The organism is Pseudomonas sp. S3_A03 (genome assembly GCF_054668275.1).
In genome coordinates this window covers 909,256-933,062 of the sequence record NZ_CP162753.1, presented here as the reverse complement: position 1 = coordinate 933,062, position 23,807 = coordinate 909,256, and the positions used below count along the sequence as shown (strand labels likewise).

The 23,807-nt window shown below is 62.9% G+C and carries 18 protein-coding genes and 2 pseudogenes; 14 read left to right on the top strand and 6 right to left on the bottom strand.

The window, feature by feature from the left end:
• Positions 1 to 22 precede the first annotated feature (22 nt).
• Together AB4O25_RS03990 and AB4O25_RS03985 are read left to right on the top strand one after the other, a co-directional pair.
• Positions 23 to 634 (top strand): TetR/AcrR family transcriptional regulator, encoded by a 612-nt coding sequence (locus tag AB4O25_RS03990; protein WP_017530401.1) that lies wholly within the window; start codon positions 23 to 25, stop codon positions 632 to 634.
• 15 nt (positions 635 to 649) lie between these two features.
• Positions 650 to 1,231 carry a DUF6630 family protein gene (locus AB4O25_RS03985; protein ID WP_116079786.1) on the top strand — a complete coding sequence of 194 codons (582 nt, stop codon included), beginning with the start codon at positions 650 to 652 and terminating at the stop codon, positions 1,229 to 1,231.
• Positions 1,232 to 1,247: 16 nt separating this feature from the next.
• On the opposite strand, the gene AB4O25_RS03980 is transcribed toward AB4O25_RS03985, so the two are convergent.
• The gene (locus AB4O25_RS03980) at positions 1,248 to 2,117 is read right to left on the bottom strand and encodes an NmrA/HSCARG family protein (protein WP_017530403.1); all 870 of its coding nucleotides are present in this window, start codon (positions 2,115 to 2,117) and stop codon (positions 1,248 to 1,250) included.
• 102 nt (positions 2,118 to 2,219) lie between these two features.
• On the opposite strand from AB4O25_RS03980, the pseudogene AB4O25_RS03975 reads away from it, so the two are divergent.
• Positions 2,220 to 3,094 (top strand): annotated as a pseudogene (locus tag AB4O25_RS03975) (LysR family transcriptional regulator).
• Between the two features lie 9 nt (positions 3,095 to 3,103).
• Here the strand turns inward: AB4O25_RS03975 and AB4O25_RS03970 are convergent.
• Positions 3,104 to 4,492: an XAC2610-related protein gene (locus AB4O25_RS03970; protein WP_017530405.1), complete on the bottom strand. Its 1,389-nt coding sequence runs from the start codon at positions 4,490 to 4,492 to the stop codon at positions 3,104 to 3,106.
• A gap of 119 nt (positions 4,493 to 4,611) precedes the next feature.
• Between AB4O25_RS03970 and AB4O25_RS03965 the strand changes: the two genes are divergently transcribed.
• The 6 genes from AB4O25_RS03965 to AB4O25_RS03940 all read left to right on the top strand — a co-directional run bounded on the left by AB4O25_RS03965 (position 4,612) and on the right by AB4O25_RS03940 (position 10,537).
• On the top strand, positions 4,612 to 5,172 hold the full coding sequence (locus AB4O25_RS03965; protein ID WP_065878499.1) for a cysteine hydrolase family protein: 561 nt from the start codon (positions 4,612 to 4,614) through the stop codon (positions 5,170 to 5,172).
• 183 nt (positions 5,173 to 5,355) lie between these two features.
• On the top strand, positions 5,356 to 6,411 hold the full coding sequence (locus AB4O25_RS03960; protein ID WP_017530407.1) for an AMP-binding protein: 1,056 nt from the start codon (positions 5,356 to 5,358) through the stop codon (positions 6,409 to 6,411).
• 10 nt (positions 6,412 to 6,421) lie between these two features.
• Complete coding sequence (locus tag AB4O25_RS03955) at positions 6,422 to 7,198, top strand: ABC transporter ATP-binding protein (protein WP_217854948.1); 777 nt, start codon at positions 6,422 to 6,424, stop codon at positions 7,196 to 7,198.
• Between the two features lie 2 nt (positions 7,199 to 7,200).
• Positions 7,201 to 8,082: a branched-chain amino acid ABC transporter permease gene (locus AB4O25_RS03950; protein WP_460150533.1), complete on the top strand. Its 882-nt coding sequence runs from the start codon at positions 7,201 to 7,203 to the stop codon at positions 8,080 to 8,082.
• Between the two features lie 23 nt (positions 8,083 to 8,105).
• Entirely contained in the window at positions 8,106 to 9,173 is a 1,068-nt protein-coding gene (locus tag AB4O25_RS03945; protein WP_068934841.1) for a branched-chain amino acid ABC transporter permease, read from the top strand.
• A gap of 32 nt (positions 9,174 to 9,205) precedes the next feature.
• On the top strand, positions 9,206 to 10,537 hold the full coding sequence (locus tag AB4O25_RS03940) for an ABC transporter substrate-binding protein (protein ID WP_065878489.1): 1,332 nt from the start codon (positions 9,206 to 9,208) through the stop codon (positions 10,535 to 10,537).
• A gap of 86 nt (positions 10,538 to 10,623) precedes the next feature.
• On the opposite strand, the gene nirD is transcribed toward AB4O25_RS03940, so the two are convergent.
• Entirely contained in the window at positions 10,624 to 10,986 is a 363-nt protein-coding gene (gene nirD, locus AB4O25_RS03935) for a nitrite reductase small subunit NirD (protein ID WP_017530412.1), read from the bottom strand.
• Positions 10,986 to 13,547, bottom strand: a complete 2,562-nt coding sequence (gene nirB / locus AB4O25_RS03930) for a nitrite reductase large subunit NirB (RefSeq protein WP_065878487.1) — start codon at positions 13,545 to 13,547, stop codon at positions 10,986 to 10,988. Before nirB ends, nirD begins: the two co-directional genes overlap by 1 nt.
• Before the next feature lie 565 nt (positions 13,548 to 14,112).
• Between nirB and AB4O25_RS03925 the strand changes: the two genes are divergently transcribed.
• From AB4O25_RS03925 to AB4O25_RS03915, 3 genes are read left to right on the top strand one after another with little or no spacing between them, the layout of a single operon-like run.
• Positions 14,113 to 18,099: a molybdopterin-dependent oxidoreductase gene (locus AB4O25_RS03925; protein ID WP_460150531.1), complete on the top strand. Its 3,987-nt coding sequence runs from the start codon at positions 14,113 to 14,115 to the stop codon at positions 18,097 to 18,099.
• On the top strand, positions 18,100 to 18,831 hold the full coding sequence (locus AB4O25_RS03920; RefSeq protein WP_460150530.1) for a hypothetical protein: 732 nt from the start codon (positions 18,100 to 18,102) through the stop codon (positions 18,829 to 18,831).
• Positions 18,714 to 20,189, top strand: a complete 1,476-nt coding sequence (locus tag AB4O25_RS03915; RefSeq protein WP_460150939.1) for a methyl-accepting chemotaxis protein — start codon at positions 18,714 to 18,716, stop codon at positions 20,187 to 20,189. The genes AB4O25_RS03920 and AB4O25_RS03915 overlap by 118 nt, the downstream gene beginning before the upstream one ends.
• Positions 20,190 to 20,368: 179 nt before the next feature.
• On the opposite strand, the gene AB4O25_RS03910 is transcribed toward AB4O25_RS03915, so the two are convergent.
• On the bottom strand, positions 20,369 to 20,848 hold the full coding sequence (locus AB4O25_RS03910; protein ID WP_017530417.1) for a P-loop nucleotide/nucleoside kinase family protein: 480 nt from the start codon (positions 20,846 to 20,848) through the stop codon (positions 20,369 to 20,371).
• Between the two features lie 170 nt (positions 20,849 to 21,018).
• On the opposite strand from AB4O25_RS03910, the gene AB4O25_RS03905 reads away from it, so the two are divergent.
• Both AB4O25_RS03905 and AB4O25_RS03900 read left to right on the top strand, forming a co-directional pair.
• The gene (locus AB4O25_RS03905; protein WP_017530418.1) at positions 21,019 to 21,432 is read left to right on the top strand and encodes a DUF2231 domain-containing protein; all 414 of its coding nucleotides are present in this window, start codon (positions 21,019 to 21,021) and stop codon (positions 21,430 to 21,432) included.
• Entirely contained in the window at positions 21,429 to 22,721 is a 1,293-nt protein-coding gene (locus AB4O25_RS03900; RefSeq protein ID WP_135196560.1) for a PQQ-dependent sugar dehydrogenase, read from the top strand. Before AB4O25_RS03905 ends, AB4O25_RS03900 begins: the two co-directional genes overlap by 4 nt.
• 147 nt (positions 22,722 to 22,868) lie before the next feature.
• On the opposite strand, the pseudogene AB4O25_RS03895 reads toward AB4O25_RS03900, so the two are convergent.
• Positions 22,869 to 23,784, bottom strand: a pseudogene (locus AB4O25_RS03895) (LysR substrate-binding domain-containing protein).
• Positions 23,785 to 23,807: the final 23 nt, after the last annotated feature.

Sequence of the window (23,807 nt, the reverse complement as noted above, 5' to 3'; positions counted from 1 at the left end):
AAGTTACTTTTGGTATATAAGCATGTCAAGCAGTGAATCCCCTGCCCCACGTCGGCGTTTGTCTCGTGAAGATCGCCTGCGTCAATTATTGGAAGTGGCCTGGCAGCTGGTGCGCGAGGAAGGCACAGACGCCCTGACCCTGGGCCGCCTGGCGGAACTGGCGGGCGTGACCAAGCCGGTGGTGTACGACCATTTCGTCACCCGTGCCGGCTTGCTGGCGGCCTTGTACGAAGATTTCGATGGGCGCCAGAACCAAGTGTTTGCCGACGCCATCGACGCCAGCAGCGCGACATTGGAAGACCGTGCGTGGGTGATTGCCGCGTCGTATGTCGATTGTGTGTTGTTGCAGGGGCGGGAAATCCCGGGAGTGACCGCAGCACTGAGCGGCTCGCCGGAGCTCGAAGCCCTCAAGCGCAAATACGAGGTGATCTTCCTCGACAAATGCCGCGACGCACTGGCGCCCTTCGCGCCCACGGGCACCGTCTCTCAAGCCGGCCTGCGCGCCATGTTGGGCGCGGCAGAGGCGCTGTCTCACGCGGCGGCCAGCGGCGAAATCAGCCGTGAAGAGGCGCAGCAGGAGCTGTTGGCGATGATTCTGGCGATGGTTCTTGGGTACCAACGCCTAAGCAAGTAAGGCAAAGGGGGCAGCATGGGGTTCTTTGATCGTTTGTTCGGCGGCCGTTTTACGATGCCGCCTCCCGATGAAACCAATGCCAGTCATGCGGCAATCATGCGGGAATTTCGCACACCTGAATCCAAGGCTCGCAAGCAAGCGCTCGCAACCCTGACCGAAACGCTGTTAAGCGCCGCACCCGAGCCAGAAAGAGCCAGGCTCGTACGGCGTGTGCTGCGCAAGTACGCCGTCGATCAAGACGCCACCAGCGCCTTGACCGACGGGCTGCTTGACCCGTCAAGAGGCCAGAAACTCGCCTACCTTGCATTGCTCAACGTCGATTGGCGTGGCTTCGACGGGTTCCAATACCTTGCCCCCCACCTGGCTTCGGCCAGTGGCGTGCAGGAACCCTACACCTACCTGCACACCGGCACACGACCGATGCAAGCCGTGTTGGACAGCTATGACCAATGGCTCACCGGCTTCGGCAAGCGCTTTGTGCATCTGGACTCCGGCGGTGACGAATACGTCGGGTTTATCGTGGATGCACAGCGCGTCGAAGCCACCGTTGAGCTGGCACAACAAGCAGGTGTGAAGGTCAGCCTGGAGGGCTTTTGAAGGGCGCCGTTGACGCTCAGCCCTCGGCAACCGCCTCGCGCACAAAAGCTTCGTAGGTGCGCAGCGGGTGCCCGACGATAGCCTCCAGACGCTTTACCGTACCTTCGGCCGCTTGCATGCCGAACGTCTGGATACCCGCCATCATCAAGCGCATGTCATACGCCAGCCAGGCCGGACCGTACGCGGCCAGTTGCGCTTCGAACGCGGCGACATCATCACCGCCATAGGTCACTTCGCGCCCCAGCGCCGTACTCCAGATCCCAGCCACAGACTCACCGCTCAGCGCTTGCGGCCCCACCAGTTCCAATGTCGTACGCGCCAGCGCCGACGGGGCCCGGTCGCGACGCAGCAACTCAGCCACTGCCACATCGGCGATATCGCGCGCATCGATCATCGACACACCCGCCGAGCCGATCGGCATTGGGTACACCGCGTAATCGCGGATAGTCTGCAAAACCATGTGTTCGTTCTGCATGAAGTAGGCCGGGCGCAGAATCGTGGCCGGTATGTCGAGGGTCTCGATCATCCGCTCGACCGTGTGTTTACCGGTAAAGTGCGGGACATTGCTGAACCGATCGGCATGGATCACCGACAGGTAGACAATGCGCTCGATGCCCGCCTCTTGCGCCAGGTTCAGCGCGATCAGGGCTTGCGTCACTTCATCCGGCGTCACCGCATTGAGCAGGAACAGCGTGCGCACCGACGACAACGCGGCACGCATCGACACGACATCGGTCAAGTCTGCAACTACTTCGCTGACACCTGCCGCAAAGTCGCGTTTACCGGGCTGGCGCACAAGAGCCTTGACCTCTGCGCCGGCCTCGCTGAGGCCCTGGATGATAAGAGAACCGATGGTGCCCGTGGCACCGGTAACAAGAATGCTCATGGCTATTGCTCATGTTGAGGAGTGGAGACCAGACGATAGGCCGTTGCACATACAAAACGAAGACGCGACTATGTAGACACTCCGTCTCAAAAGTGGAACAGCATGAACCTCAACGCACTGATTGATTTCGCCCTGGTCGCCAACAACGCCGGGCTGGGAAAAGCCAGCCGTGCCAGCGGCAGGTCAAGGCGACACTTTCCAGGCGCATTGCCGAACTGGAGGAACAACTAGGCGTTAGGCTGATTGAACGCAGCGCGCGGGGCCTGAAGCTCACCGAGGCTGGAGCCACGCTGATGGCTCGCGCCGAGGGGCCGTTGAACGAAGTAGTCGAAGCAATGGCATCCGCTCGCGACGGCGTATCGACGCCGCGCGGACACTTGCGTGTGGCGGCTCCCGTGCTGTTTTCCCAACTGGCGATGGGCCGGATCGGCGCCGATTTTTGTGCGGCCTACCCGCAAATCACGCTGGACGTGGTGGCGGAGGATCGCCTGGTCGATTTGGTCGAGGAGCAATTCGACATAGCCATCCGCATCAACCCCAGCCCCGACAGCAATCTGGTCGGCCGTTGCTTCGCCAGGGACCGATTGGTGGTGGTGGCGGCGCCTGAAGTGCCCAGGCCAATGCCCGGCGCAACCCGACCCGTTCCCGGCATCGTGATGTCGGCTTCCCAGCCCGGCCATTGGACGCTCGATGGCGGCCAGTTGATCCTGGAGCCGGTTCCAACGCTGCGTTTCTCATCTTTCTTGATGATTCGTGATGCCGCTGTCGCAGGTGGTGGAGCTGCCCTCTTGCCGCAGTCCATGGCGTGGGGCCAGCTTGCCCGCGGTGAGCTGGTGCAGTGGGGCGTTGCTTCGGATGTGGAGGCTGAACTGTGGGTCTTGCACACCTCCAGGCGCCTGGCGGCACCCAAGGTGCGCGCTTTTGTCGATTTTATAGGTGCCAGGTACCCGGACATGTCGCTGCTGCTGAACGGATAAGCGCCCCTCTCAGGGCTGCTTGCGATACATCCCGGTGAAGTAATCCGGAAAATCCGGCGCCGAGTTGTGGTTGATCACCGCGAAGTGCTTCACCAGTTGGATGTGGTAAGGCCCCGCGCGTCGCGCCGCCAACGGTTCACGCACGATGATCAGGTTTTCGGTTTCCATCGGCACGGTGTGGTGCGCGCTGACGATAACCTTGCCGGTGCCGGTTTCCTTGAGCGTCACGGTGAACTCGGCCACTTCCCTGCCCTGGGCATCACGCTCGGGGAGAATTCTGAGGTCCAGGTCGCCGTCGCGGTCGAGGAAGTCATCGCGCATCTGGTAATGGCCGTCGCGTTGGTCGCGGGCAACGTCGCCAAACAGCTCGTAGTCGGGTTCACGGTATTCATCGTGCAGTTGGATCACGCGCTCGCGCTTGTCGCCCTTGGCACCGCTGACCCAAGTACCGGTGTAATCCGACTTGATGCGCCAGATGCCGGTTTGATGCCCGTCGTCGGTGTACTCGTGCAGGTAAAGGTAAGTGTCATCGCCATATTCGCCACGGTCCCCCACCAGCTTGATCGGCTTGCCGCTGCCGCTGTTGGTGTAGCGCAACTCGCCAATCACCACCGCGCCCTGCTGCTGGTACCAGATTTGCACCGCGATCTTGCCATCGAGGGTGCCGACCAACCGTTGCGCATCTTCATTGACCGGCCCTTCCAAGCGCGGGGTTTCCAGCCATTGGCCGTCTTTCCACTCGCCGGTGGTGCGCAGCATGTAGCCACTGGGCATGCTGTTGTTGGCGTCGTCGTCCGTCGCGGGCACCTCTTGCTGGGTGTACGAGCTGAGCTGCACCAGTTCGCCATCGCGCATTTGCCAGCGACTCACACGCATCCAGCAGCAGCCGCGATCGGTTTGCGAATGGATGATGCCGTCCTTGGGGTTGACCGAGAACATCCCGCCGGAGGTCTCGTTCGCCAGGGTGCTCAGCGGGCCGTTGAGTACCCACTGCGTGTTGTGCGGGTCTTGCAGGTACACGTCGTAACTGTACTGGAAGTCCTTGGCGGCGCCGGTGTCGTGGCGGATAGCCAAGTCCTGGCGACCGTCGCCATTGATATCGGCGAAGTACAGCAAGCCGGACTCGCCCACCAGGTGCGCCGCATCGGTTTTACCGTCATTGTCCAGCGGCACATTGCCTGCCGGCGTTTCCAGCTGTTGGAGAATCTGCAGGGTGGCGTTGTCGCGCACCGTGACCAACGCCCGCGCCCGCTCGCGCAAGTCCTGGGGGACCTGCGGGAATAGCACCTCAACCAGGAACTGCCCACTGGGGTCATTGACCGAAAACGAACGGGGTTCGGCGATGGCCGAGGTGGCCAGGGACAGAGAAAGCAGCACACCGCTGACGAGCGAACGCATCCAAAGCATCCTTGCTGAAATTCGGGGGCGGCAGTGTAGCGGTTGTTTTCGAACAAATCGCTGTTTGGGTGCGCACATTGGCTGATATGTTTCGTGCCTCGCCCGCCAAGGAAAGTGCCATGCAACCATTAGCCGCAACCGCCGCGTTATTGATCATCGACATGCAGCAAGGCATGCACCAACCGGCGCTTGGGCGGCGCAACAACCCCGACGCCGAGCGGCACATGCAGCGCCTGCTGGGCGCGTGGCGGCAGGCGGGCGGGCCGGTCGTACACGTGCGGCATATTTCCCGCACGCCTGGCTCCGTCTTTTGGCCGGGACAGCCAGGCTGTGAGTTCCAGGCCACGCTGCAACCGCTTGCGCACGAACATGTCGTCGAAAAAAACGTCCCGGATGCGTTCACACACACCGGGCTGGAGCGCTGGCTGCATACCCGTTCGATCAGGCAACTGGTGATCGTCGGGGTGATCACCAACAACTCCGTCGAGGCCACCGCGCGCTCGGGTGGCAACCTGGGGTTTGAGGTGATTGTGGCGTCGGACGCCTGTTATACGTTCGATCAGACAGACCTGTCGGGGCGCCTGTGGCCGGCTGAGGATGTACACGCGTTGTCGTTGAGCAACCTGGCGATGGACTACGCCAGGGTGGCCGCGACCGATGAGATCCTGATATCGAGTTAAAACACCGCCGCTTTCACGCGGGCCAGCGCGACTGTTGGCGCAGCAACAGTGGCCGGGCAGCTTGTGCTGAATCCACACACGCCATTGCGCCGCAAGACGCTCATATCCCTTTGAAATAAAAGCAATTTCCTCTCTGGCATGACGCGTGCAATCACCCTTGCATTAACCCCGAAGGATGCTCCCATGCCCCACACCCTGCCCCAGGCGCTGTTGCGCCAAGCACACACGCGCGGTTCAGCGGTTGCCTTGCGCTACAAGCGTCTGGGCATCTGGCAGGTGCGCACCTGGAGTGAACTGGCCGGCGATGTCGGCGAGCTCGCCGCCGCACTGCACCAGCGGGGTTTGAGTGGCAACGACAACCTGTTGATCATCAGCCAGGCACGCCCCGAAGCCTTGCTGCTGGCATTGGCCGCGCAGTGGTTGGGCGCCAGCGTTACCTTGCTGGACCCCGAGCACGACAACCGCGCGGTGTTGGCCGAACGGCGGCCCAGCTTCGTGCTGGCGGAAGATCTGCAGGCGGTGCAGCAAATCGGTGAATACCGCGTGCTGATATACCTCGACGGGCGCGGTTTGAATCATCCGCACGCCGCCGGTTTGATCGCCTATGCCGACTTGAGCGCAAACGCTCCCGCCCCCGCCTGCGCCACGCAATCAAGCGCCCTCGCCTTTGTGTTTCACGCAGGCACCCCCGTGCAATTAAGCCATGCCCAATTGTTGGCCGGCGCCCGCACCCTGATCGCCCGAGAACACCTGACCTGCGATGAAGAAGCCCTCGCCGCGCGGGTATTCGCCGCCAGCGGCCAGGCGCGTTACCTGCTGGCGCCCTGGCTGCACGCCGGCTTCCGCCTGAATTTTCCCGAAGCGCTGGCCACCCGCGACACCGACCGTCGTGAGTTGGGCCCGACCCTGGTGCTGGGCACCCGCGAATCCTATGGGCGCCTGGAACAGTGGGTGGCTGAACGCCTGCCGTTGCCGGGTACGTTCAGTCATCGCCTGTACCGCTGGGCCATGCAACCCACCCCGTCGCCCGTTCGGCGTTGGCTGGGCCGCTGGCTGGTGCGCCGCCCATTGCTCGATGTGCTGGGCATGAGCCGCCTGCGCGTGCCGTTACTGGTGGGGCCGCCACTGGCCCCGCGGAGCGCGGCATTCTTTGGCGCGCTGGGTGTTCACCCCGGACATTGGCACGAGCCTTCCCCCCGCCACGCACCTACCGACCCCTTGCTGTCCCGGACTGCCTGAAGAGCCCTCCATGCGCGCACCCACTGACTCGGTTTTACTGCGGCTCGATGATATTTCCCTGTCGTTCAAGGGTATCAAGGCCATTACCTCTATCAGCTTCGACGTCAAGGCCGGCGACATTTGCGGGCTGATCGGCCCCAATGGCGCCGGTAAAAGCTCGCTGCTCAACGTGATCAACGGCGTCTACCATCCCCAGAGCGGCAGCATCCGCTATGCCGGCCGAACCCGCCGACGCATGCGCGCGCACCAGGCCGCCGAAGGTGGGATCGCGCGTACCTTCCAGAACATCGCGCTGTTCAAGGGCATGAGCGTGCTCGACAACGTGCTCACCGGGCGCAACCTCAAGCGCCGCAGCAGTTGGGTCGAACAGATGTTGCGCGTGGGCCGCGCCCCTCGCGAGGACGACGCCCACCGCCTGCATGCGGAACAGATCATCGCCTTTTTGCAAATTCATCCCTGGCGTCACGTGCTGGTAGGCACCCTGCCCTACGGCCTGCAAAAACGTGTGGAACTGGCCCGCGCCCTGGCCTCTGAACCGACCCTGTTGCTGCTGGATGAACCCATGGCCGGCATGAACGCCCAGGAAAAGGCGCAGATGAGCCAGTTCATCCGCGACATCAACCATGCGTTCGGCACCACCGTGGTGTTGATCGAACACGATATCGGCGTGGTCATGGGCTTGTGCGACCACGTGGTGGTGCTCGACTACGGTCGCAAGATCGGCGACGGCACGCCCGAACAGGTGCGCGCCAACCCGGCTGTCATCACCGCCTACCTGGGTACCTGAGCATGCAATTTTTTTTCGAAGTGCTGATCGGCGGCCTGTTGGCGGGGGTGATGTATGCGCTGGTGGCGATTGGTTTTGTGCTGATCTACAAGGCCTCCGGCGTATTCAATTTTGCCCAGGGCGCCATGGTGCTGTTCGCCGCGCTGACCTTTGTCAGCCTGCTGGAACGCGGCTTTCCGTTTGCCTGGGCGTTCCTCGCCACCCTGGCGAGCATGGTGGCGCTGGCCTTGCTGATCGAGAAAGTGGTGCTGCGGCCGCTGGTCAATCGCCCGCCGATCATCCTGTTCATGGTGACCCTGGGCTTGTCGTACCTGATCGAAGGGTTGGCGCAATTTCTATGGGGCGCCCAGGTACACGGGCTGGACCTGGGCATCGCCGATGAACCGCTGGAAATCCGCGGCATGCTGCTCTCGCAATTCGACCTGTTTGCCGCCGCTACCGCCGCCGGGCTGGTACTGGCCCTGTCACTGCTGTTCAACAAGACACGCATCGGCCTGTCGTTGCGTGCGGTGGCCGATGATCCGCTGGCATCGATGGCGGTGGGCATTCGCCTGCCGCGTATCTGGGCGCTGGTGTGGGCGGTGGCCGGATTTGTCGGGCTGGTGGCGGGCCTGCTCTGGGGCGCGCGCCTGGGCGTGCAGTTCTCGCTGTCGCTGGTGGTGCTCAAGGCGCTGCCGGTGCTGATCATCGGCGGATTCTCGTCCATCGGCGGCGCGATTGTCGGCGGCCTGATCATCGGCGCGGCAGAGAAAATCGCCGAGATCTACCTCGGGCCAATCATCGGCAGCGGCATTGAAAACTGGGTGCCTTATGTCCTGGCCCTGGTGTTTTTGTTGGTGCGACCGGCCGGGTTGTTCGGCGAGCGCGCAATCGAACGGGTTTGATGGTTTTTTGAGGAACTGCCTGCATGCTGTATCAAGAAGTCGGTCAAATCAGCACCTCCTACGCGGCCGAGCGCCGCACCTTTCGCCTGCGCCAGGACCGCATCGGGTTGTGGCTGCTGCTGGGCTTTGCCTTCGTGGCGATGCCCTGGCTGGGCAACGACTATTGGTTCAGCGCGATTCTGGTGCCGTTGCTGGTGCTGTCCCTGGCCGGGTTGGGCCTGAACCTGCTGACCGGCTACGCGGGGCAATTGTCGCTGGGCTCGGCGGCGTTCATGGCGGTGGGCGCGTTTGCCGCCTACAACCTGCAACTGCGCGTACCGGGTTTGCCCCTGCTGGTGAGCTTCGCCCTGGGCGGTGTGATCGCCGCGCTGGTGGCGGTGTTCTTTGGTCTGCCGAGCCTGCGTATCAAAGGGTTCTATTTGCTGGTGGCAACCCTGGCCGCGCAGTTCGTGGTGGAGTGGGTACTCACCCGCTTCAGTTGGTTTACCAACGACAACGCCTCGGGTGTGATCACTTCGCCGCCGCTGCGGGTTGCCGGGCTGGATTTCAGCTCGCCGCGTGGCCGTTATGTGCTGACGCTGGCGGTGGTGGTCGCGTTGTTCTGGCTCGGCAAAAACCTGGTGCGCAGCGAACTGGGCCGCAACTGGATGGCGGTGCGCGACATGGACACTGCCGCGGCCGTCATCGGCATCCGCCTGCTCAAAGCCAAGCTGCTTGCCTTTGCCATCAGCGGCTTTTACCTGGGCGTCGCCGGTTCGCTGTGGGCCTTCACCTACCTGGGCACCGTGGAGCCCCACGGCTTTGACCTGAGCCGCTCGTTCCAGGTGCTGTTCATCATCATTATCGGCGGCCTGGGCAGCGTGCTCGGCAATGTGCTGGGCGCGGCGTTCATCGTGTTGTTCCCGATCCTGCTGGGCAACCTCTTCGCGTGGTTGCCCGCTGGGTTGATGGACGCGGGCCAGCTGGAAAACATCCAGAAAATGCTCTTCGGCGCGCTGATCATCACCTTCCTGATCAAGGAACCTGAAGGGCTGGCCCGGCTGTGGCAGCGCTTTCGCCAACGGGCCAGGGTCTGGCCGCTGCGTTACTGAACTCCCCCTACCGCTCTCGAGGAATTGCCTTCATGACACACCGCTTATCGCTGCGCCGCCTGGCACTGAGCCTGGCCTTGATGACCGCCGGGCTTGCCAGCGGCGCCCAGGCCGCCAACGAACAGTACTTCCCGCTGCAAAGCTACCGGGTCGGGCCTTACGCGGCCGGCGGTACGGGGTTCTTCGGCGGGTTTATAGACTACCTGCAATACATCAATGCCAAGGGCGGGGTGAATGGGGTCAAGTTGACCTGGAGCGAATGCGAGACCGAGTACGTGGTAGAAAAAGGCGTCGAATGCTACGAGCGCCTCAAGGGTGGGCTCAACGGCGCAGCGGCGGCGGCCACCAACCCACTGTCGGTGGGCATCGCCTACGCCACGCTGGACCGCTCGACCGCCGACAAACTGCCGCTGATCACCATCAACCACGGCCGTACCGACTCCACCGACGGCAGTGTGTTCCCCTACGTGTTTCCGCTGCAACTGAACCCGTATTCGGAAGTCTCGGCGATCATCAACTACATCGGCCAGCGCGAAGGCGGTGCCGACCAGCTCAAGGGCAAGAAAATCGCCGTGCTCTATCACGGTTCGCCCTACGGCAAAGAAACCAACGGCGTGCTGGAAACCCTCGCGAAAAACGCCGGCTTCGAACTGACGTTGCTGGAAGTGCCACACCCCGGCAACGAACAGCAATCGCAATGGCTGAACATCCGCCGCCTCAAGCCGGACTGGGTAATCCTGCGCGGCTGGGGGGTAATGAACCCGGTGGCGCTCAAGTCCGCGCAGAAAGTCGGCTACCCGGCCGATCACATCATCGGCAATATCTGGAGCAACTCGGAAGAAGACGTAGTGCCGGCCGGCAACGCGGCGAAGGGCTATATCGCGATCACCACGCACCCGTCGGGCACCGACTTTCCGGTGCTGCAAGGCATCAAGCAAAGCGTCGTCGACGCCGGCAAAGGCAACCTGGCCGACCCGAAACGCTTCGGCACGGTGTACTACAACCTCGGCGTGGTAAACGGCATTCTCAACGTCGAAGCCGTACGCCTGGCCCAGCAAAAATACGGTGACAAGCCCTTGACCGGCGAGCAGGTCCGCTGGGGCTTCGAACACCTCAACCTCGACGACGCACGCCTGCAAGCCCTGGGCGCCAAAGGCCTGGTGCAACCGCTGAAACTGTCCTGCGCCGACCACGAAGGCGGCGGCGCGGTGCGCTTTCAGCAATGGGATGGGCAACGCTGGAACCTGATCAGCGACTGGGTACAGGCCGACCGAGCCTTGTTGCGGCCGATCATCGAAGCATCGGCGGCGCAGTATGCGAAGGAGAAAGGCATCACGCCGAGGGATTGCAGCAAGGAACAGTAGGATTACTCAGCTGCAACGCAATTCAAACGTGGGAGGGAGCAAGTCGAACCGTCGCACCGCCCCTCCCACCTTTAGACCGCAGTGCTTCAGTTGACTCCCAGCTCCACCACCCCGCCATTCAACCGCACCGGCCACACCCGCAAGCGCTGGTTCGGCGCCTCCAGGCACTGGCCGTCCTGCAAACGGTAATGCTGTTTGTAGATCGGCGCAGCCACCACCAGCTCCCCCTTGATACTGCCCACCAAACCGCGCCCGATCACGTTCGCGCCGGATTCCGGGTCGTGGTTGTCGATGGCGTACAGCGTCTGGTCCTGCGCGCCGGGCAGGTAGAACAGCGCCACCTGCGCGCCGTCGAGCCACACCACCACGCCGGAGTTGCTCACCAGATCGGTCTCGTTGCACACGCTTTTCCAGGCGGCCAGGTGTCGCTGAGTGTTGGGCTGGCTCATCAGGCAATCTCCTCGATGACGGGAATCAGGTTGAGTTCGGCGGCCATGATCGGCCGGCGCTGGCCACGTTCCTGGACAAAGTGGATGTCCGGATCGGGGCGCTTGTCGTTGACGAAGGTGCGAAAGCGCTTGAGTTTTTCCGGGTCTTTAAGGGCATTGGCCCATTCGCATTCGTAGCGGTCGACCACAAGCTGCATCTGCGCTTCCAGCTCGGCACCCAGGCCCAGGCTGTCGTGCACGATCACATCCTTGAGGAAATCCAGGCCACCTTCCAGGCTTTCGCGCCACACCGAGGTGCGCTGCAGCTTGTCGGCGGTGCGGATGTAGAACATCAGGAAACGGTCGATGTACTGGATAAGCGTGGCGTCGTCGAGGTCGGTGGCGAACAGTTCGGCATGGCGTGGGCGCATGCCGCCATTGCCGGCGATGTAAAGGTTCCAGCCCTTCTCGGTGGCAATCACGCCCACATCCTTGCTCTGCGCTTCGGCGCACTCACGGGTGCAACCCGACACCGCGAACTTGAGCTTGTGCGGCGAACGCAGGCCCTTGTAGCGGTCCTCGATCAGCAAGGCCATTTTCACGCTGTCCTGCACGCCATAACGGCACCAGGTGCTGCCCACGCAAGACTTTACCGTACGCGTGGATTTGCCATAGGCGTGCCCGGTTTCAAAGCCGGCGGCGATCAGTTCGGCCCAGATGTCCGGCAGCTCGTGCAGTTGCGCGCCAAACAGGTCGATGCGCTGGCCGCCGGTGATCTTGGTGTAGAGGTCGTATTTCTTCGCCACTTCGCCGATCACAATCAGCTTGTCGGCGGTGATCTCGCCGCCCGGAATGCGCGGCACCACAGAGTAGGTGCCGTTCTTTTGCATGTTGGCCATGAAGGTGTCGTTGGTGTCCTGCAACGGCACCAGGGAGGCGTCCATGATCGGTTGGTTCCAGCAGGAAGCCAGGATCGAGCCCACCGCCGGTTTGCACACGTCGCAGCCGGTATGGCCGCGCCCGTGTTTGGCCAGCAGTTCTTCGAAGGTGATCACCCCTTCCACACGCACCAGGGCATACAACTCCTGACGGGTATAGGCAAAGTGTTCGCACAGGCTCTTGTCGACGCTGACGCCACGGGCAATCAACTCATGCTCGAAGACCTGCTTGAGCAAGCCGGCGCAACCACCGCAACCGGTGCAGGCCTTGGTCTGCGCCTTGAGCTGGCCGAGGTCGCTGCAGCCGGCATCGATGGCCGAGCAGATCGCGCCCTTGTTGACGTTGTGGCACGAGCAAACAGTGGCCGACTCCGGCAACGCGCCTGGCCCAAGGGTGGGCGCGCCGGCGGACGACGGCAGGATCAGGCTGGCCGGTTCGGCGGGCAGCGCAATCGCGTTCTGCATGTATTGCAGCAAGGTGTCGTAGTAGCTGTTGTCGCCGACCAGCACCGCGCCGATCACATGCTTGCCACTTGCGTCCACCACCAGGCGGCGGTAGCTGGCGCTCGCCTCGTCGACGAACTGATAGCTGCGCGCACCCGGCGTGTGGGCGTGGGCGTCGCCAATGGAGCCCACGTCGACGCCGAGCAACTTGAGCTTGGTCGACATATCGGCCCCTACGAACGGCTCGGCGGCCTGCCCGCACAACAGCGCGGCAACCCCTCGGGCCATCTGGTACCCCGGCGCGACGAGGCCGAACAGGCTGCCGTTCCACGAGGCGCACTCGCCAATCGCGTAGATGTGCGGGTCGCAGCTCAGGCATTCGTCGTTGATCACCACACCGCCACGCGGGCCGATTTCCAGGCCGGCCTGGCGTGCCAGCGCGTCCTGGGCACGGATACCGGCCGAGAACACGATCAGGTCGGTTTCGAGAAACTCGTCATTGGCAAAGTTCATGCGGTAGCGGTACTGCTCGCCCGCGCTGATCGACTGAGTGGCGCGGGACAGGTGCACACCCACGCCCAACCGCTCGATCTGGGCCTTGAGCGCCAGGCCGCCAAAGTCATCCAGTTGCACCGGCATCAAGCGCGGCGCGAATTCCACTACGTGGGCTTCCAGGCCGAGGCTTTTCAAGGCATTGGCGGCTTCCAGGCCGAGCAGGCCACCGCCGACCACCACGCCACGCCGGGCATTGGCCGCCGCCGCGCGAATGGCATCGAGGTCTTGCAGGGTGCGATACACCAGCCGCGAATCGCCTTCGGCGCCTTCAATCGGCGGCACGAACGGGTAAGAGCCGGTGGCCAGCACCAAGCTGTCGTAGGCCACACAGCCTTGCGCGGTGATCACCTCGCGGCGTGCGCGATCAATTTCCAACACCGGTACACCCAAGTGCAAGGTCACGCCCGGCGTCTGGTACAGCGACGCCTCGGACAGCGCCAACGACTCGGCGTCGCGGCCGGTGAAGTATTCGGACAGGTGCACACGGTCATAGGCACGCATCGGCTCTTCGCTGAACACATGCAACTGGTAGTGCTCCAGCGCCCCGCGCTGGATCAACTGCTCCACGCAATGGTGGCCGACCATGCCATTGCCGACGACGATCAGGGTTTTCAGCTCTTTCAGATTGGCGATCTTGGAATTCATATCAGCACCCGACGACGCTCATCACGGTTAAAAAAGCAAAAAAAAAAACGCCTGAAACCTTACGGTTCCAGGCGTCTTTGCCTGTTCTTTTGCGGGATCGGTTCGGACGACATCGCCGGATCCATCGCTTTATGCCCATGACCTTTTATGGCCTGTCGATCGTCGTTGACCGAGTGGGGTTGAAGGGGAGCTTGCAGGCTCTGTGCCAATCCGGCGCAAGCCTGTTGTCACGGCTGCGCAAGGCCTTCAACCGCGCCCAACACCTGCGATTGCGCCTCCAAGTGGTGCGCCTCGCCTCAAAACAGCGCACCTGCCCCCGCCGGTTTACCGATGCGGCGTGTGGCGAGCGAGCTTGCCCCGCGCAGTACAGCAAGCCCCGCGCCTCACCAAAAGCCGCTTATGCCACGGGTTGGAAAAGCTGGCGCGTGACTTGCTAGGAACACCTCAAGAGCAATCAACGCTGATTGCCCACACACGACAAAGGCGCCGTGCAGCCCCCGTTTTCAAACGGAGGGTTGCAGGGCGCTTTTTTGTTGTCGGGCAAAAAAAGTTTCGAGGGTTACGGATGGCAAACCAGAACGTACACAGCGTCTGTCCTTATTGTGGCGTGGGCTGCGGCATCGTCATGCAGGTCCAGAACAATAAAGTGGTCAAGGTCGTCGGCGACAAGGACCACCCCACCAACTTCGGCCGCCTGTGCACCAAGGGCACCACCTGCGGGCAAGCCATCGCCGAGTCCGGGCGCATGGAAAACGCTTACCTGCGGGAGAACCGCGAGCACGACCCAGTGCGTATCGCCATGGATACCGCCATCGACGAAACCGCCGGGCGCTTGCGCCACATCCTCGACCGCGATGGCCCCGATGCGCTGGCGTTCTACGTGTCCGGGCAGATGTCGCTGGAAGCCCAGTACCTGATCAATAAGCTGGCCAAGGGTTTTGTACGCACCCGCAATATCGAATCCAACTCGCGCCTGTGCATGGCCAGCGCGGGCAGCGGCTACAAACTCTCGTTGGGCTCCGACGGCCCGCCGGGTTCCTATGAAGATTTCGACCGCGCCGACCTGTTCTTTGTGATCGGCGCCAATATGGCTGACTGTCACCCGATCCTGTTCCTGCGCATGATGGACCGGGTCAAGGCCGGGGCGAAGCTGATCGTGGTTGACCCACGGCGCAGCGCCACCGCCGATAAGGCCAACCTTTATCTGCCGGTCAAACCGGGCACCGATCTCGCCCTGCTCAATGGTTTGCTGCACCTGCTGGTTAAAAACGGCCATACCGACCCGGCCTTTATTGCCGCGTTCACCGAAGGCTGGGAGGCCATGCCGGGTTTCCTCGAGGATTACCCGCCGCATACCGTCGCCCAGATCACCGGCCTTGCCGAAGCGGATATCCGCCAAGCCGCCGAGTGGATCGGCCACGCCGCCGAATGGATGAGTTGCTGGACCATGGGCCTCAACCAGAGCACCCATGGCACGTGGAATACCAACGCCCTGTGCAACCTGCACCTGGCCACCGGCGCAATCTGCCGCCCCGGCAGCGGGCCGTTTTCCCTCACCGGCCAACCCAATGCCATGGGTGGCCGCGAGATGGGCTACATGGGCCCGGGCCTGCCGGGGCAACGCTCGGTGCTGGTGGCAGCCGACCGCGCCTTTATCGAGGACCTGTGGCAAATCCCCCACGACAGCCTGCCGCGCGAAGCAGGCACCGGCACCGTGGCGCTGTTCGAGCAGATGGCCGCCGGGCAGATCAAGGCGTGCTGGATCATCTGCACCAACCCGGTCGCCAGCGTGCCGAACCGTCAGACCGTGATCGATGGCCTGCGCGCCGCCGAGTTGGTGATCACCCAGGACGCGTTCCTCGACACCGAGACCAACCGCTACGCCGACATCCTGCTGCCCGGCGCGCTGTGGGCCGAAGCCGAAGGGGTGATGATCAACTCCGAGCGCAACCTGACCTTGATGCAAAAAGCCGTCGAGCCTCCCGGCGAGACCTTGCCCGACTGGCAAATCATCGCCCAGGTCGCCTGCGCGATGGGGTTTGCCGAGGCCTTCACCTACGCATCCGCCAGCGAAGTGTTTGAAGAAATCAAACGCGCCTGGAACCCCAAGACCGGCTACGACATCCGCGGCGCCAGTTACGCGCGCCTGCGCCAACAACCGCTGCAATGGCCGCTCGCCACGGCGGATGCGCCGGCTCGCAACCCGATCCGCTACCGTGATCACGGCACCCTCGCCTTCGCGACCGACAGCGGCAAAGGTCAGTTTTTCCCGCGCCCGCACATGCCGCCGGCGGAAATGCCCGATGACGCCTTCCCCTTCGTGCTCAACACCGGTCGCGTGCAGCACCAGTGGCACACCCTGACCAAGACCGGCAAGGTCGCCACCCTGAACAAACTGAACCCCGGCCCGTTCGTGGAAATCCACCCCGACGATGCCGCGCGGCTGGGCATCAGGGCCAAGGACCGGGTGCAGGTGCGCTCCCTGCGCGGCCACGCGGTGCTGCCCGCCGTGATCACCGAGCGGGTACGCCCCGGCAGCTGTTTCGCGCCGTTTCACTGGAACGATGTGTTTGGCGAGCACCTGGCGATCAACGCGGTGACCCACGACGCGGTCGACCCGATTTCGCTGCAGCCCGAATTCAAGTGTTGCGCGGTTGCCCTGGCGCGGGTCGAGTTGATCGATCACCAGTTCCTCGACCAACCGGCCTCCACCCATCCTGACCTTGCAGAGGACCTCGCCATGTCGCGCGCCGACGCTTTCGCCGAACTCGCCGGTATTCGCAATGTGCCTGCACCGTCACTCAGTGATAGCGAGCGCAGCTACCTCGCCGGGTTCCTCAGCGGCCTGCAATCCGTTGCCGGGCGCCAAGCCCACGGGGTACCGGTGATGCCGGCGAGCGCGCCGTTGGCCGAGCAAACGCGGCTGTGGCTGGACGGTATGCTCGCGGGGTTATTCAGTCGCGCGCACACCACCCCGGCGCCCTCCCCGGACGTCACCCTGTTGTGGGCCTCGCAAACCGGCAACGCCGAAGCCCTGGCTGAACGGTTCGCCAAGCGCCTGCGCGAAGGCGGCATCAGCGTCGAACTGAGCGCGATGGCGGACTTCCCGGCCAGCAGGTTGGCCAACACGCAGAACCTGGCGCTGATCAGCAGCACTTTTGGCGACGGCGACGCGCCGGACAATGGCGAAGCCTTCTGGCACAGCCTCAGCACCGTCGAAACACGCCTGGAGTCGCTGCGTTTTGCAGTGCTGGCCTTGGGCGATCCGAATTACGACCAGTTCTGCAAACACGGCAAACGCCTCGACCAGCGCCTGCTGGAACTGGGCGCCACGCGCCTGTTGGAACAGGTGGACTGCGACACCGAATTTGAAGAACGCGCCGATGCCTGGCTGACGCGCTTGCAGCAAACGCTGCACCCGACAAAATCCGTTATCCAAGCCACGCCCGCCGGCAAAACCAAGCTGCACGGCTCACGGCTGCTGCTCAACCGGCACCTGAACCCCCACAGCCAACACAAGGAAACCCGCCAGTTCGCCCTCGACCTCGCGGACTCGGGGCTGACCTATGAAGCCGGTGACGCCCTTGGCGTGCGGCCGCGTAACTGCCCGGAATTGGTCAGCGAACTGCTCGACCTGACGCGCCTTGGCGCCAACACCACGGTAAACATCGACACCTTCGGCGATGTGCCGCTGCAACAGGCCCTGACCCAGCATTTCGAAATCGCCCGGCCCAGCAGCGAGACCCTTGCCTCTATCGCCGAGCGCAGCGCCAACCCAGGCCTTGAGCAATTATTGCGGCCCGAGCACAAGGCCCAACTGAACGAGTGGCTGTGGGGCCGGCAACTGGTGGATGTGCTGCAACACTACCCCATCGACTGTTCGGCGGACGAGTTGCTCGGCACCCTCAGGCGCCTGCAACCGCGCCTGTACTCGATCGCTTCCAGCGCCAAGGCGCACCCGCAGGAAGTGCACCTCACCGTGGCGGCCGTGCGGTATGGCAAGCGCAAGGGCGTGTCGTCGACCTTCCTCGCCGACCGTGTCGGTGACGGCGAGGTGCCGGTGTTTGTGCAACCGTCCAAGCACTTTCGCACGCCCCGCGACGGCGATGTGCCCATGATCATGATTGGCCCGGGAACCGGCGTGGCGCCGTTCCGCGCGTTTTTGCAGGAACGCCGCGCCCTCGGGCACCCGGGGCGCAACTGGTTGTTCTTTGGCGAACAGCACGCCGCCAGCGACTTCTATTACCAGGACGAACTGCAAGGCATGCAACGCGACGGTTTGCTTACCCATCTGAGCCTGGCGTTCTCGCGCGACCAGGCGCAGAAGATCTATGTGCAGGACCGCATCCGCGAACAGGGCGCCGAGCTGTGGCGCTGGTTGCAGGACGGCGCCAGGCTGTACATCTGCGGCGACGCCAGCCATATGGCCAAGGATGTCGACCAGGCACTGCGTCAGGTGGCGCAAACCCACGGCGGGCTTGGTGCGCAGAGCGCCGTGGAGTATTGGCGCCAACTGAGCGAGCAGAAACGTTATCTGCGTGATGTGTATTGATTGGATACAGAACAATCGCGTTTTGTATTGTGTACAAAAAACCCTAAAGATTTACCTTGGCCGGGCCGAAACATCAGTGATAGCAAATCGCCGTGGTTCTTTTTCTGGAACCTGACGATTTGGCCGCCCTCTACGCTGATGGTCGTCTCGATGAAAATTAAAAATAAGCTTGTACTGGCTTTTGTCTCCGTTGCGTTTATCCCGGTAAGCCTGGTGGCGGTGATCTCTGTGATGAATACACGGACCCAGGCGGTCGATCAGTTCATCGACGGCAGTACCCGCGAAATCCGCCAGATCGACGGTAACATCCGTCAGTTCTTCGACGGCACGCAGCAAAACGTCGATCAGATGGCCACCGATCCTGTATACACGTCCATCGACACGCTGAAGAACTACCAACCCGCCGACGCCGCGAGCCAGCCGATGCCGGCGGCCGCGCAGGCGGTTATCGAGCGCTTCGCGCGTTTCGGCGCGACCCACCCGGCGGCGGCGATCCTGTCCATCGGCCTGGAAGACGGTACCTACGTCAAATGGCCGGATGACCCGCAACTGGCTAAATACGATCCCCGCGCGCGCCCTGGTACAAGGCGGCAATGGCCAGCCCCGGCAAAACCGTGCGCACCCCGGCGTATTACTACGACAAAGACGACGTGGCCCTGGTCGGCACCGCGCGCGCGTTGCTGGACAACGCCGGCAAAGCCAAAGGCGTCTTCGTGGTCAGCGTGTCGCTGAAAAACCTCACCGAGCTGGTCAAGAGCATCAAGCTCGGCGAAAGCGGCTACGTGATGCTGATCGAAGACGGCGTGGTGCTGGTCGACCTGCGCGACGCCGCCCACAGCTTCAAACCGCTCAAGGATCTCGGTGCGGCCTATGCGCAGCTGGCGAATACCGCCCAAGGCTCTACCGATGTGGAGATCGACGGCGTGCGTTACATGGCCAACGTGTGGACCTCCCCCGGCCTGGGCTGGCGTTATATCGGGCTGATCGAACACAACGAAGTGATGGCCGAAGCCACGCGCATGACCTACCTCACCGTGGCCATCGTCGGCGTGCTGGTGCTGATCTTCGGGTTGCTCGCGGCGGCGTTTTCCAAGGTCATCGTCAAGCCCATCGGCCAGGTCAGCACCGGTTTGCAGTCCATCGCCCAAGGCGAGGGCGACCTGCGTCATGAATTGCAGGTGCAGGGCAAGGATGAAACCGCCGAACTGGCGGGCTGGTTCAACAAGTTTCTCGCGGCCATTCGCCAATTGATCCAGCACATCGGCGCGGCCTCGGCCAATTTGCAGAACGCCTCGAAGGTCAACAGCGAGGTGGCGCATAACATGAACGAGGCCGCCGGGCGCCAACGCGAGGCAGTGGAACTGGTGTCGACGGCATTCAACGAAATGGTCGCCACCGCCAACGAAGTCGCCCGTTCGTGCAGCGGCGCCGCCGAGTCCGCCGAAAATGGCCACCGCCGCGTCGCCGAAGGCAAGCAGCAGATCGAGCTGACGACCGAAAACGTCAACCGCCTGGGCCGCCGCCTCACCGAATCGTCCCAGGCCATGGTCGAGCTGGAGGCCGGCAGCCGCAGCATCAACCAGATCCTCGGCACCATCCGCGCGATTGCCGAACAGACCAACCTGCTGGCGCTCAACGCCGCGATTGAAGCCGCGCGGGCCGGCGACCAGGGCCGGGGGTTTGCGGTGGTTGCAGACGAAGTCCGCGCACTGGCCAAGCGCACCTCCGATTCCACCAGTGAGATCGAGCAACTGCTCGGCACCCTGGGCAGCAAGACCGAAGAAGTCACGCAGAAAATGGGCAGTTGCCTGGACCTGTCAAAGGCCAGCGTGTCGTCCATCGAAAGCGCGCGGGACAGCTTTGAGGGTATCCAGTTATCGGTGAATGAAATCCGCGACCAAAACCTGCAAATCTCCGCCGCCGCCGAGGAGCAACACAGCGTCGCCGAAGAGATCAACCGGCACATCCAGCAGATCTACGACGAAGCACGGCTGGTGGAAAGCCTGGCCAACTCCGCACAGGACGACTCGGGACGGTTGTCGAACCTGTCGGATGAGCTGAATGGATTGGTGGGGCGGTTCAAATCGTAAAGGGCTGGATGCCGGCCCGGCGGTGAACACCGATGTCGGTAACAACAGAGATCAAATGTGTGGGGGCTTGCTTCCGATAGCGGTGTGCCAGCCACCCCACCAGCCAGCCCTGCCGCCGCCATCGAAGCCTCGCTGAAGCTCGACATCTCCCGCAGGGGGATTGGCGGCGGCTGCAGTTCTCATGTGCGATGCACCTCAATCACCACCCCCTCCTCCTCACTCGGCACACAGAAATGGCGTGTGATCAGATCAAACTCGGCATCCGTCGCGGCGAAATCATGGTCACCGCGCGCATTGCGCGCATGCAGCCGTGCACGGCACGTGTCGTCGTCGAGCTCGAGGTAGTGCAGGCGGTGCGGCACCTGGGCTGCCTGGGCCAGGCCAACCAGCCATTCGCGTTGGCTCAGGGTATTGGCCGGAAAATCCAGCACCACGTTATTGCCTGACGCCAGCAGGTTGATAACCAGCGGCCCCAACACCCCACGAATGCGCTGGGCGCAGCGCAGGTAGTCGCTGATCGACAGGATTTCGCCGGGGTACAACTGCGCAAGCCACTGGTCTTCGCTCAGCAGTATCGCGCCGTGTTCAACGGTGAGGCGGTGGGCAAGCGTTGACTTGCCCGAGGCGATCTTGCCGCACAGCAGGTGCAGGGTTGGCATGGGGATGCTTCCTTTGTGTGGCACTGAAGCATGCCATCTTTGACGCTGTTTCCTAACATTTCAGCGTCAATTGCCCTGAACTTTCCTACTTGCGCTGCGTTCACTTCCTATGTGCTGCCCCGACCTGGGGCGTTGATAACGTTGGAAAGCAACAAGGAGTCGCCGCCACCATGACTACCCTCTCCACCTACCGCCCTACGCCAGGCCCGCTGCACGCGACCTTGCTCGCCGGCACCGTGCCGTTGTTCCTTGGCGCCCTGCTCAGTGACATTGCCTACGGCAAGACCTACCAGATTCAGTGGGCCAACTTCGCCTCGTGGTTGATTGCCGGCGCGCTGGTGTTTGCCGGGCTTGCGCTGTTGTTTGCGCTGGTCAACCTGGTGCGCGCCGAACACAAGGCCGGGCAGCCGCTTGCGTACTTCCTGTTGTTATTGGCGACGTGGGTGCTCGGCTTGGTCAACGCGTTCCAGCATGCCAAGGACGCCTACGCGATGATGCCCACCGGCCTGGTGCTGTCGGCGATCGTTGCCGTACTGACGCTTGCGGCGACCTGGATCGGGCTGCGTTCGGGAGGTGCCCGATGAAAACGTCCAGCACATTGACCCTGTTGAGCGCCGCCCTGTTGCTGAGTGCCTGCGGTGGTGAAGGCGACAAGACCCAGGCCCACGGCCCCGATCCCAAACTGGCCGAGCAACAAAGCAGCCTGATACCAAGCATGAAAATCGCCGAACCGACCCCCTGGGGCGAGCAGAAACCCAAGGTACCCGAAGGCTACAGCGTCACGGCCATCGCCACCGACCTGGCGATCCCGCGACAGACGCTGGTGCTGCCCAACGGTGACGTCCTCGTCGCAGAAGGCCGTGGCGGCAGTGCGGCCAAGCTCAAGCCCAAGGATGTGATCGCCAGCCTGATCAAGGCCCAGGGCAACACCCAGGTCAAGGGCGGCAACCGCCTGACGCTGCTGCGCGATGCCGATGGTGACGGCACCTACGAACTGAAGACGGTGTTTGCCGAGAACCTCAACGCGCCCTACGGCCTGGCGTTTGCCGACGGCAAACTCTATGTGGCCAACCAGGACGCGCTGGTGCGCTTCGATTACACCGACGGCCAGACCAAAGCCGCCGGCGCGCCGACCAAAGTCACCGACCTGCCGGCGCAGATCAACCATCACTGGACCAAATCCCTGGCCATCAGCGCCGACGGGCGCCAGCTGTATGTGGGCATCGGTTCCAACAGCAACGTCACCGAACGCGGCATGGAAGTGGAAATCGACCGTGCCATGGTCTGGCAGATCGACGCCGCCACCGGCGCGCATAAACCCTACGCCACCGGCCTGCGCAACCCCACGGCACTGACCATGCAACCCGGCACCGGGCAACTGTGGACAGTGGTCAACGAACGTGACGAACTCGGCCCCGACCTGGTGCCCGACTACCTGACGTCGGTGCGTGAAGGCGCCTTCTACGGCTGGCCCTACAGCTACTGGGGCCAGAACGTCGACCCGCGCGCCCAACCGCAGGACCCGGCCAAAGTCGCCGCCGCGATCAAACCGGATTACAGCCTGGGCTCCCACGTGGCCGCGCTGGGCGTGGACTTTTCCATCCCGGCCATGGGCGACACGTTTGCCGACGGGGTGTTTGTGGGTGAACACGGCAGTTGGAACCGCCCGAACCCGGTGGGCTACAAGGTGATCTTCGTGCCGTTCAGCAACGGCAAGCCATCCGGCGAGCCGATTGATTTTGCGACCGGTTTTCACGGGGACGACGGCAAGACCCGCGGGCGCCCGGTGGGGGTGACGGTGGACCCAAAAGGTGCGCTGATCATCGCCGATGACCTGGCCAATACCGTGTGGCGGGTGACGCGGACTCAGTAACCGCTGATACCTGTCTGCCTGATGGAGATCCAAATGTGGGAGGGCTGTGCCCCTCCCACATTAAACTGCGCAGTTTGTAAGATTTTTATACGATCAATATTGATTTTTCGACTGGCGTTCGCGGGGGACGATGGCCCCCAAAGGTGCTCAGCTGTCGCCTTCACTCTGCAACTGCGCCTCCAGCCAGCCGAGCAACGCCGCTACCTCTGCCCGGCTGCCCGCCTCTTGATGCCGGTAAATCGAAATCGCCTCGGGCAGGTACACCCGCTCGGCGCATGGCCGCACCAGCGCACCACTTTCAATCAACCGGCCCGCCGTACGCTGCCAACCCATGGCGACTCCGTGCCCCTCCACTGCTGCCTGCAACATCAGCGGGTAGCTATCGGAACGTGACACTGCGCGCATCCTCGGCCAATGCCTGACCGAACACTTGCAACCAGCTTTCCCACTCCATCAGGTGCGGAGGCTCGGAGCTGTGGTGCAAAAACGTGCATGACTGCAATTGGGCCAGCGACAGCGGTTTTGGCGCGGCGAGATAGGCCGGGCTGCACACTGGAAATACCTCGTCGGAGGCGGTGAACATCAACGGATGCGCGCCACTGGCGCGCCGCGTGCTTTGTAGGGCGACGTCGAAGGGGTCATTGAATTCCGTCAAAGGGCGGGTGGAGGTCACTACCTGGATTTCGATCTGTGGGTATTGCTGGTGGAAGCTCGACAGACGCGGCATCAGCCAATAAAACGCTTCGCACAACTGACAGAGCAACACCACCCGGTTGCTGTGTGGTGAGGCTCGCAAGCGGGCGGCGCTGTCACGGATGCTGTGCAATGCGTCGCTGACCACGCGCGCCAGGTCCTGCCCTTGCGGGGTGAGGAACACCGCACGGTTGCGCCGATAAAACAGCTTCACCCCGAGGTTGTCCTCTAGCCCGCGTATCTGGCGGCTGATGGCGGCCTGAGTAATGTGCAGCTCATCACCCGCCTTGGAAAAACTACCCAGGCGCGCCGCCGCTTCAAACGGCAACAAACTGGCCAGGGGCGGTAGGGTTTTGCCGAGCGTATTCATAATGGGAGGTTATGCATCCAGGG

Coding starts and splice junctions, on each gene's coding strand:
- AB4O25_RS03990 (WP_017530401.1), top strand. CDS start 23: ATGTCAAGCAGTGAATCCCCTGCCCCACGTCGGCGTTTGTCTCGTGAA.
- AB4O25_RS03985 (WP_116079786.1), top strand. CDS start 650: ATGGGGTTCTTTGATCGTTTGTTCGGCGGCCGTTTTACGATGCCGCCT.
- AB4O25_RS03980 (WP_017530403.1), bottom strand. CDS start 2,117: ATGAGCATTCTTGTTACCGGTGCCACGGGCACCATCGGTTCTCTTATC.
- AB4O25_RS03970 (WP_017530405.1), bottom strand. CDS start 4,492: ATGCGTTCGCTCGTCAGCGGTGTGCTGCTTTCTCTGTCCCTGGCCACC.
- AB4O25_RS03965 (WP_065878499.1), top strand. CDS start 4,612: ATGCAACCATTAGCCGCAACCGCCGCGTTATTGATCATCGACATGCAG.
- AB4O25_RS03960 (WP_017530407.1), top strand. CDS start 5,356: ATGCCCCACACCCTGCCCCAGGCGCTGTTGCGCCAAGCACACACGCGC.
- AB4O25_RS03955 (WP_217854948.1), top strand. CDS start 6,422: ATGCGCGCACCCACTGACTCGGTTTTACTGCGGCTCGATGATATTTCC.
- AB4O25_RS03950 (WP_460150533.1), top strand. CDS start 7,201: ATGCAATTTTTTTTCGAAGTGCTGATCGGCGGCCTGTTGGCGGGGGTG.
- AB4O25_RS03945 (WP_068934841.1), top strand. CDS start 8,106: ATGCTGTATCAAGAAGTCGGTCAAATCAGCACCTCCTACGCGGCCGAG.
- AB4O25_RS03940 (WP_065878489.1), top strand. CDS start 9,206: ATGACACACCGCTTATCGCTGCGCCGCCTGGCACTGAGCCTGGCCTTG.
- nirD (WP_017530412.1), bottom strand. CDS start 10,986: ATGAGCCAGCCCAACACTCAGCGACACCTGGCCGCCTGGAAAAGCGTG.
- nirB (WP_065878487.1), bottom strand. CDS start 13,547: ATGAATTCCAAGATCGCCAATCTGAAAGAGCTGAAAACCCTGATCGTC.
- AB4O25_RS03925 (WP_460150531.1), top strand. CDS start 14,113: ATGGCAAACCAGAACGTACACAGCGTCTGTCCTTATTGTGGCGTGGGC.
- AB4O25_RS03910 (WP_017530417.1), bottom strand. CDS start 20,848: ATGCCAACCCTGCACCTGCTGTGCGGCAAGATCGCCTCGGGCAAGTCA.
- AB4O25_RS03905 (WP_017530418.1), top strand. CDS start 21,019: ATGACTACCCTCTCCACCTACCGCCCTACGCCAGGCCCGCTGCACGCG.
- AB4O25_RS03900 (WP_135196560.1), top strand. CDS start 21,429: ATGAAAACGTCCAGCACATTGACCCTGTTGAGCGCCGCCCTGTTGCTG.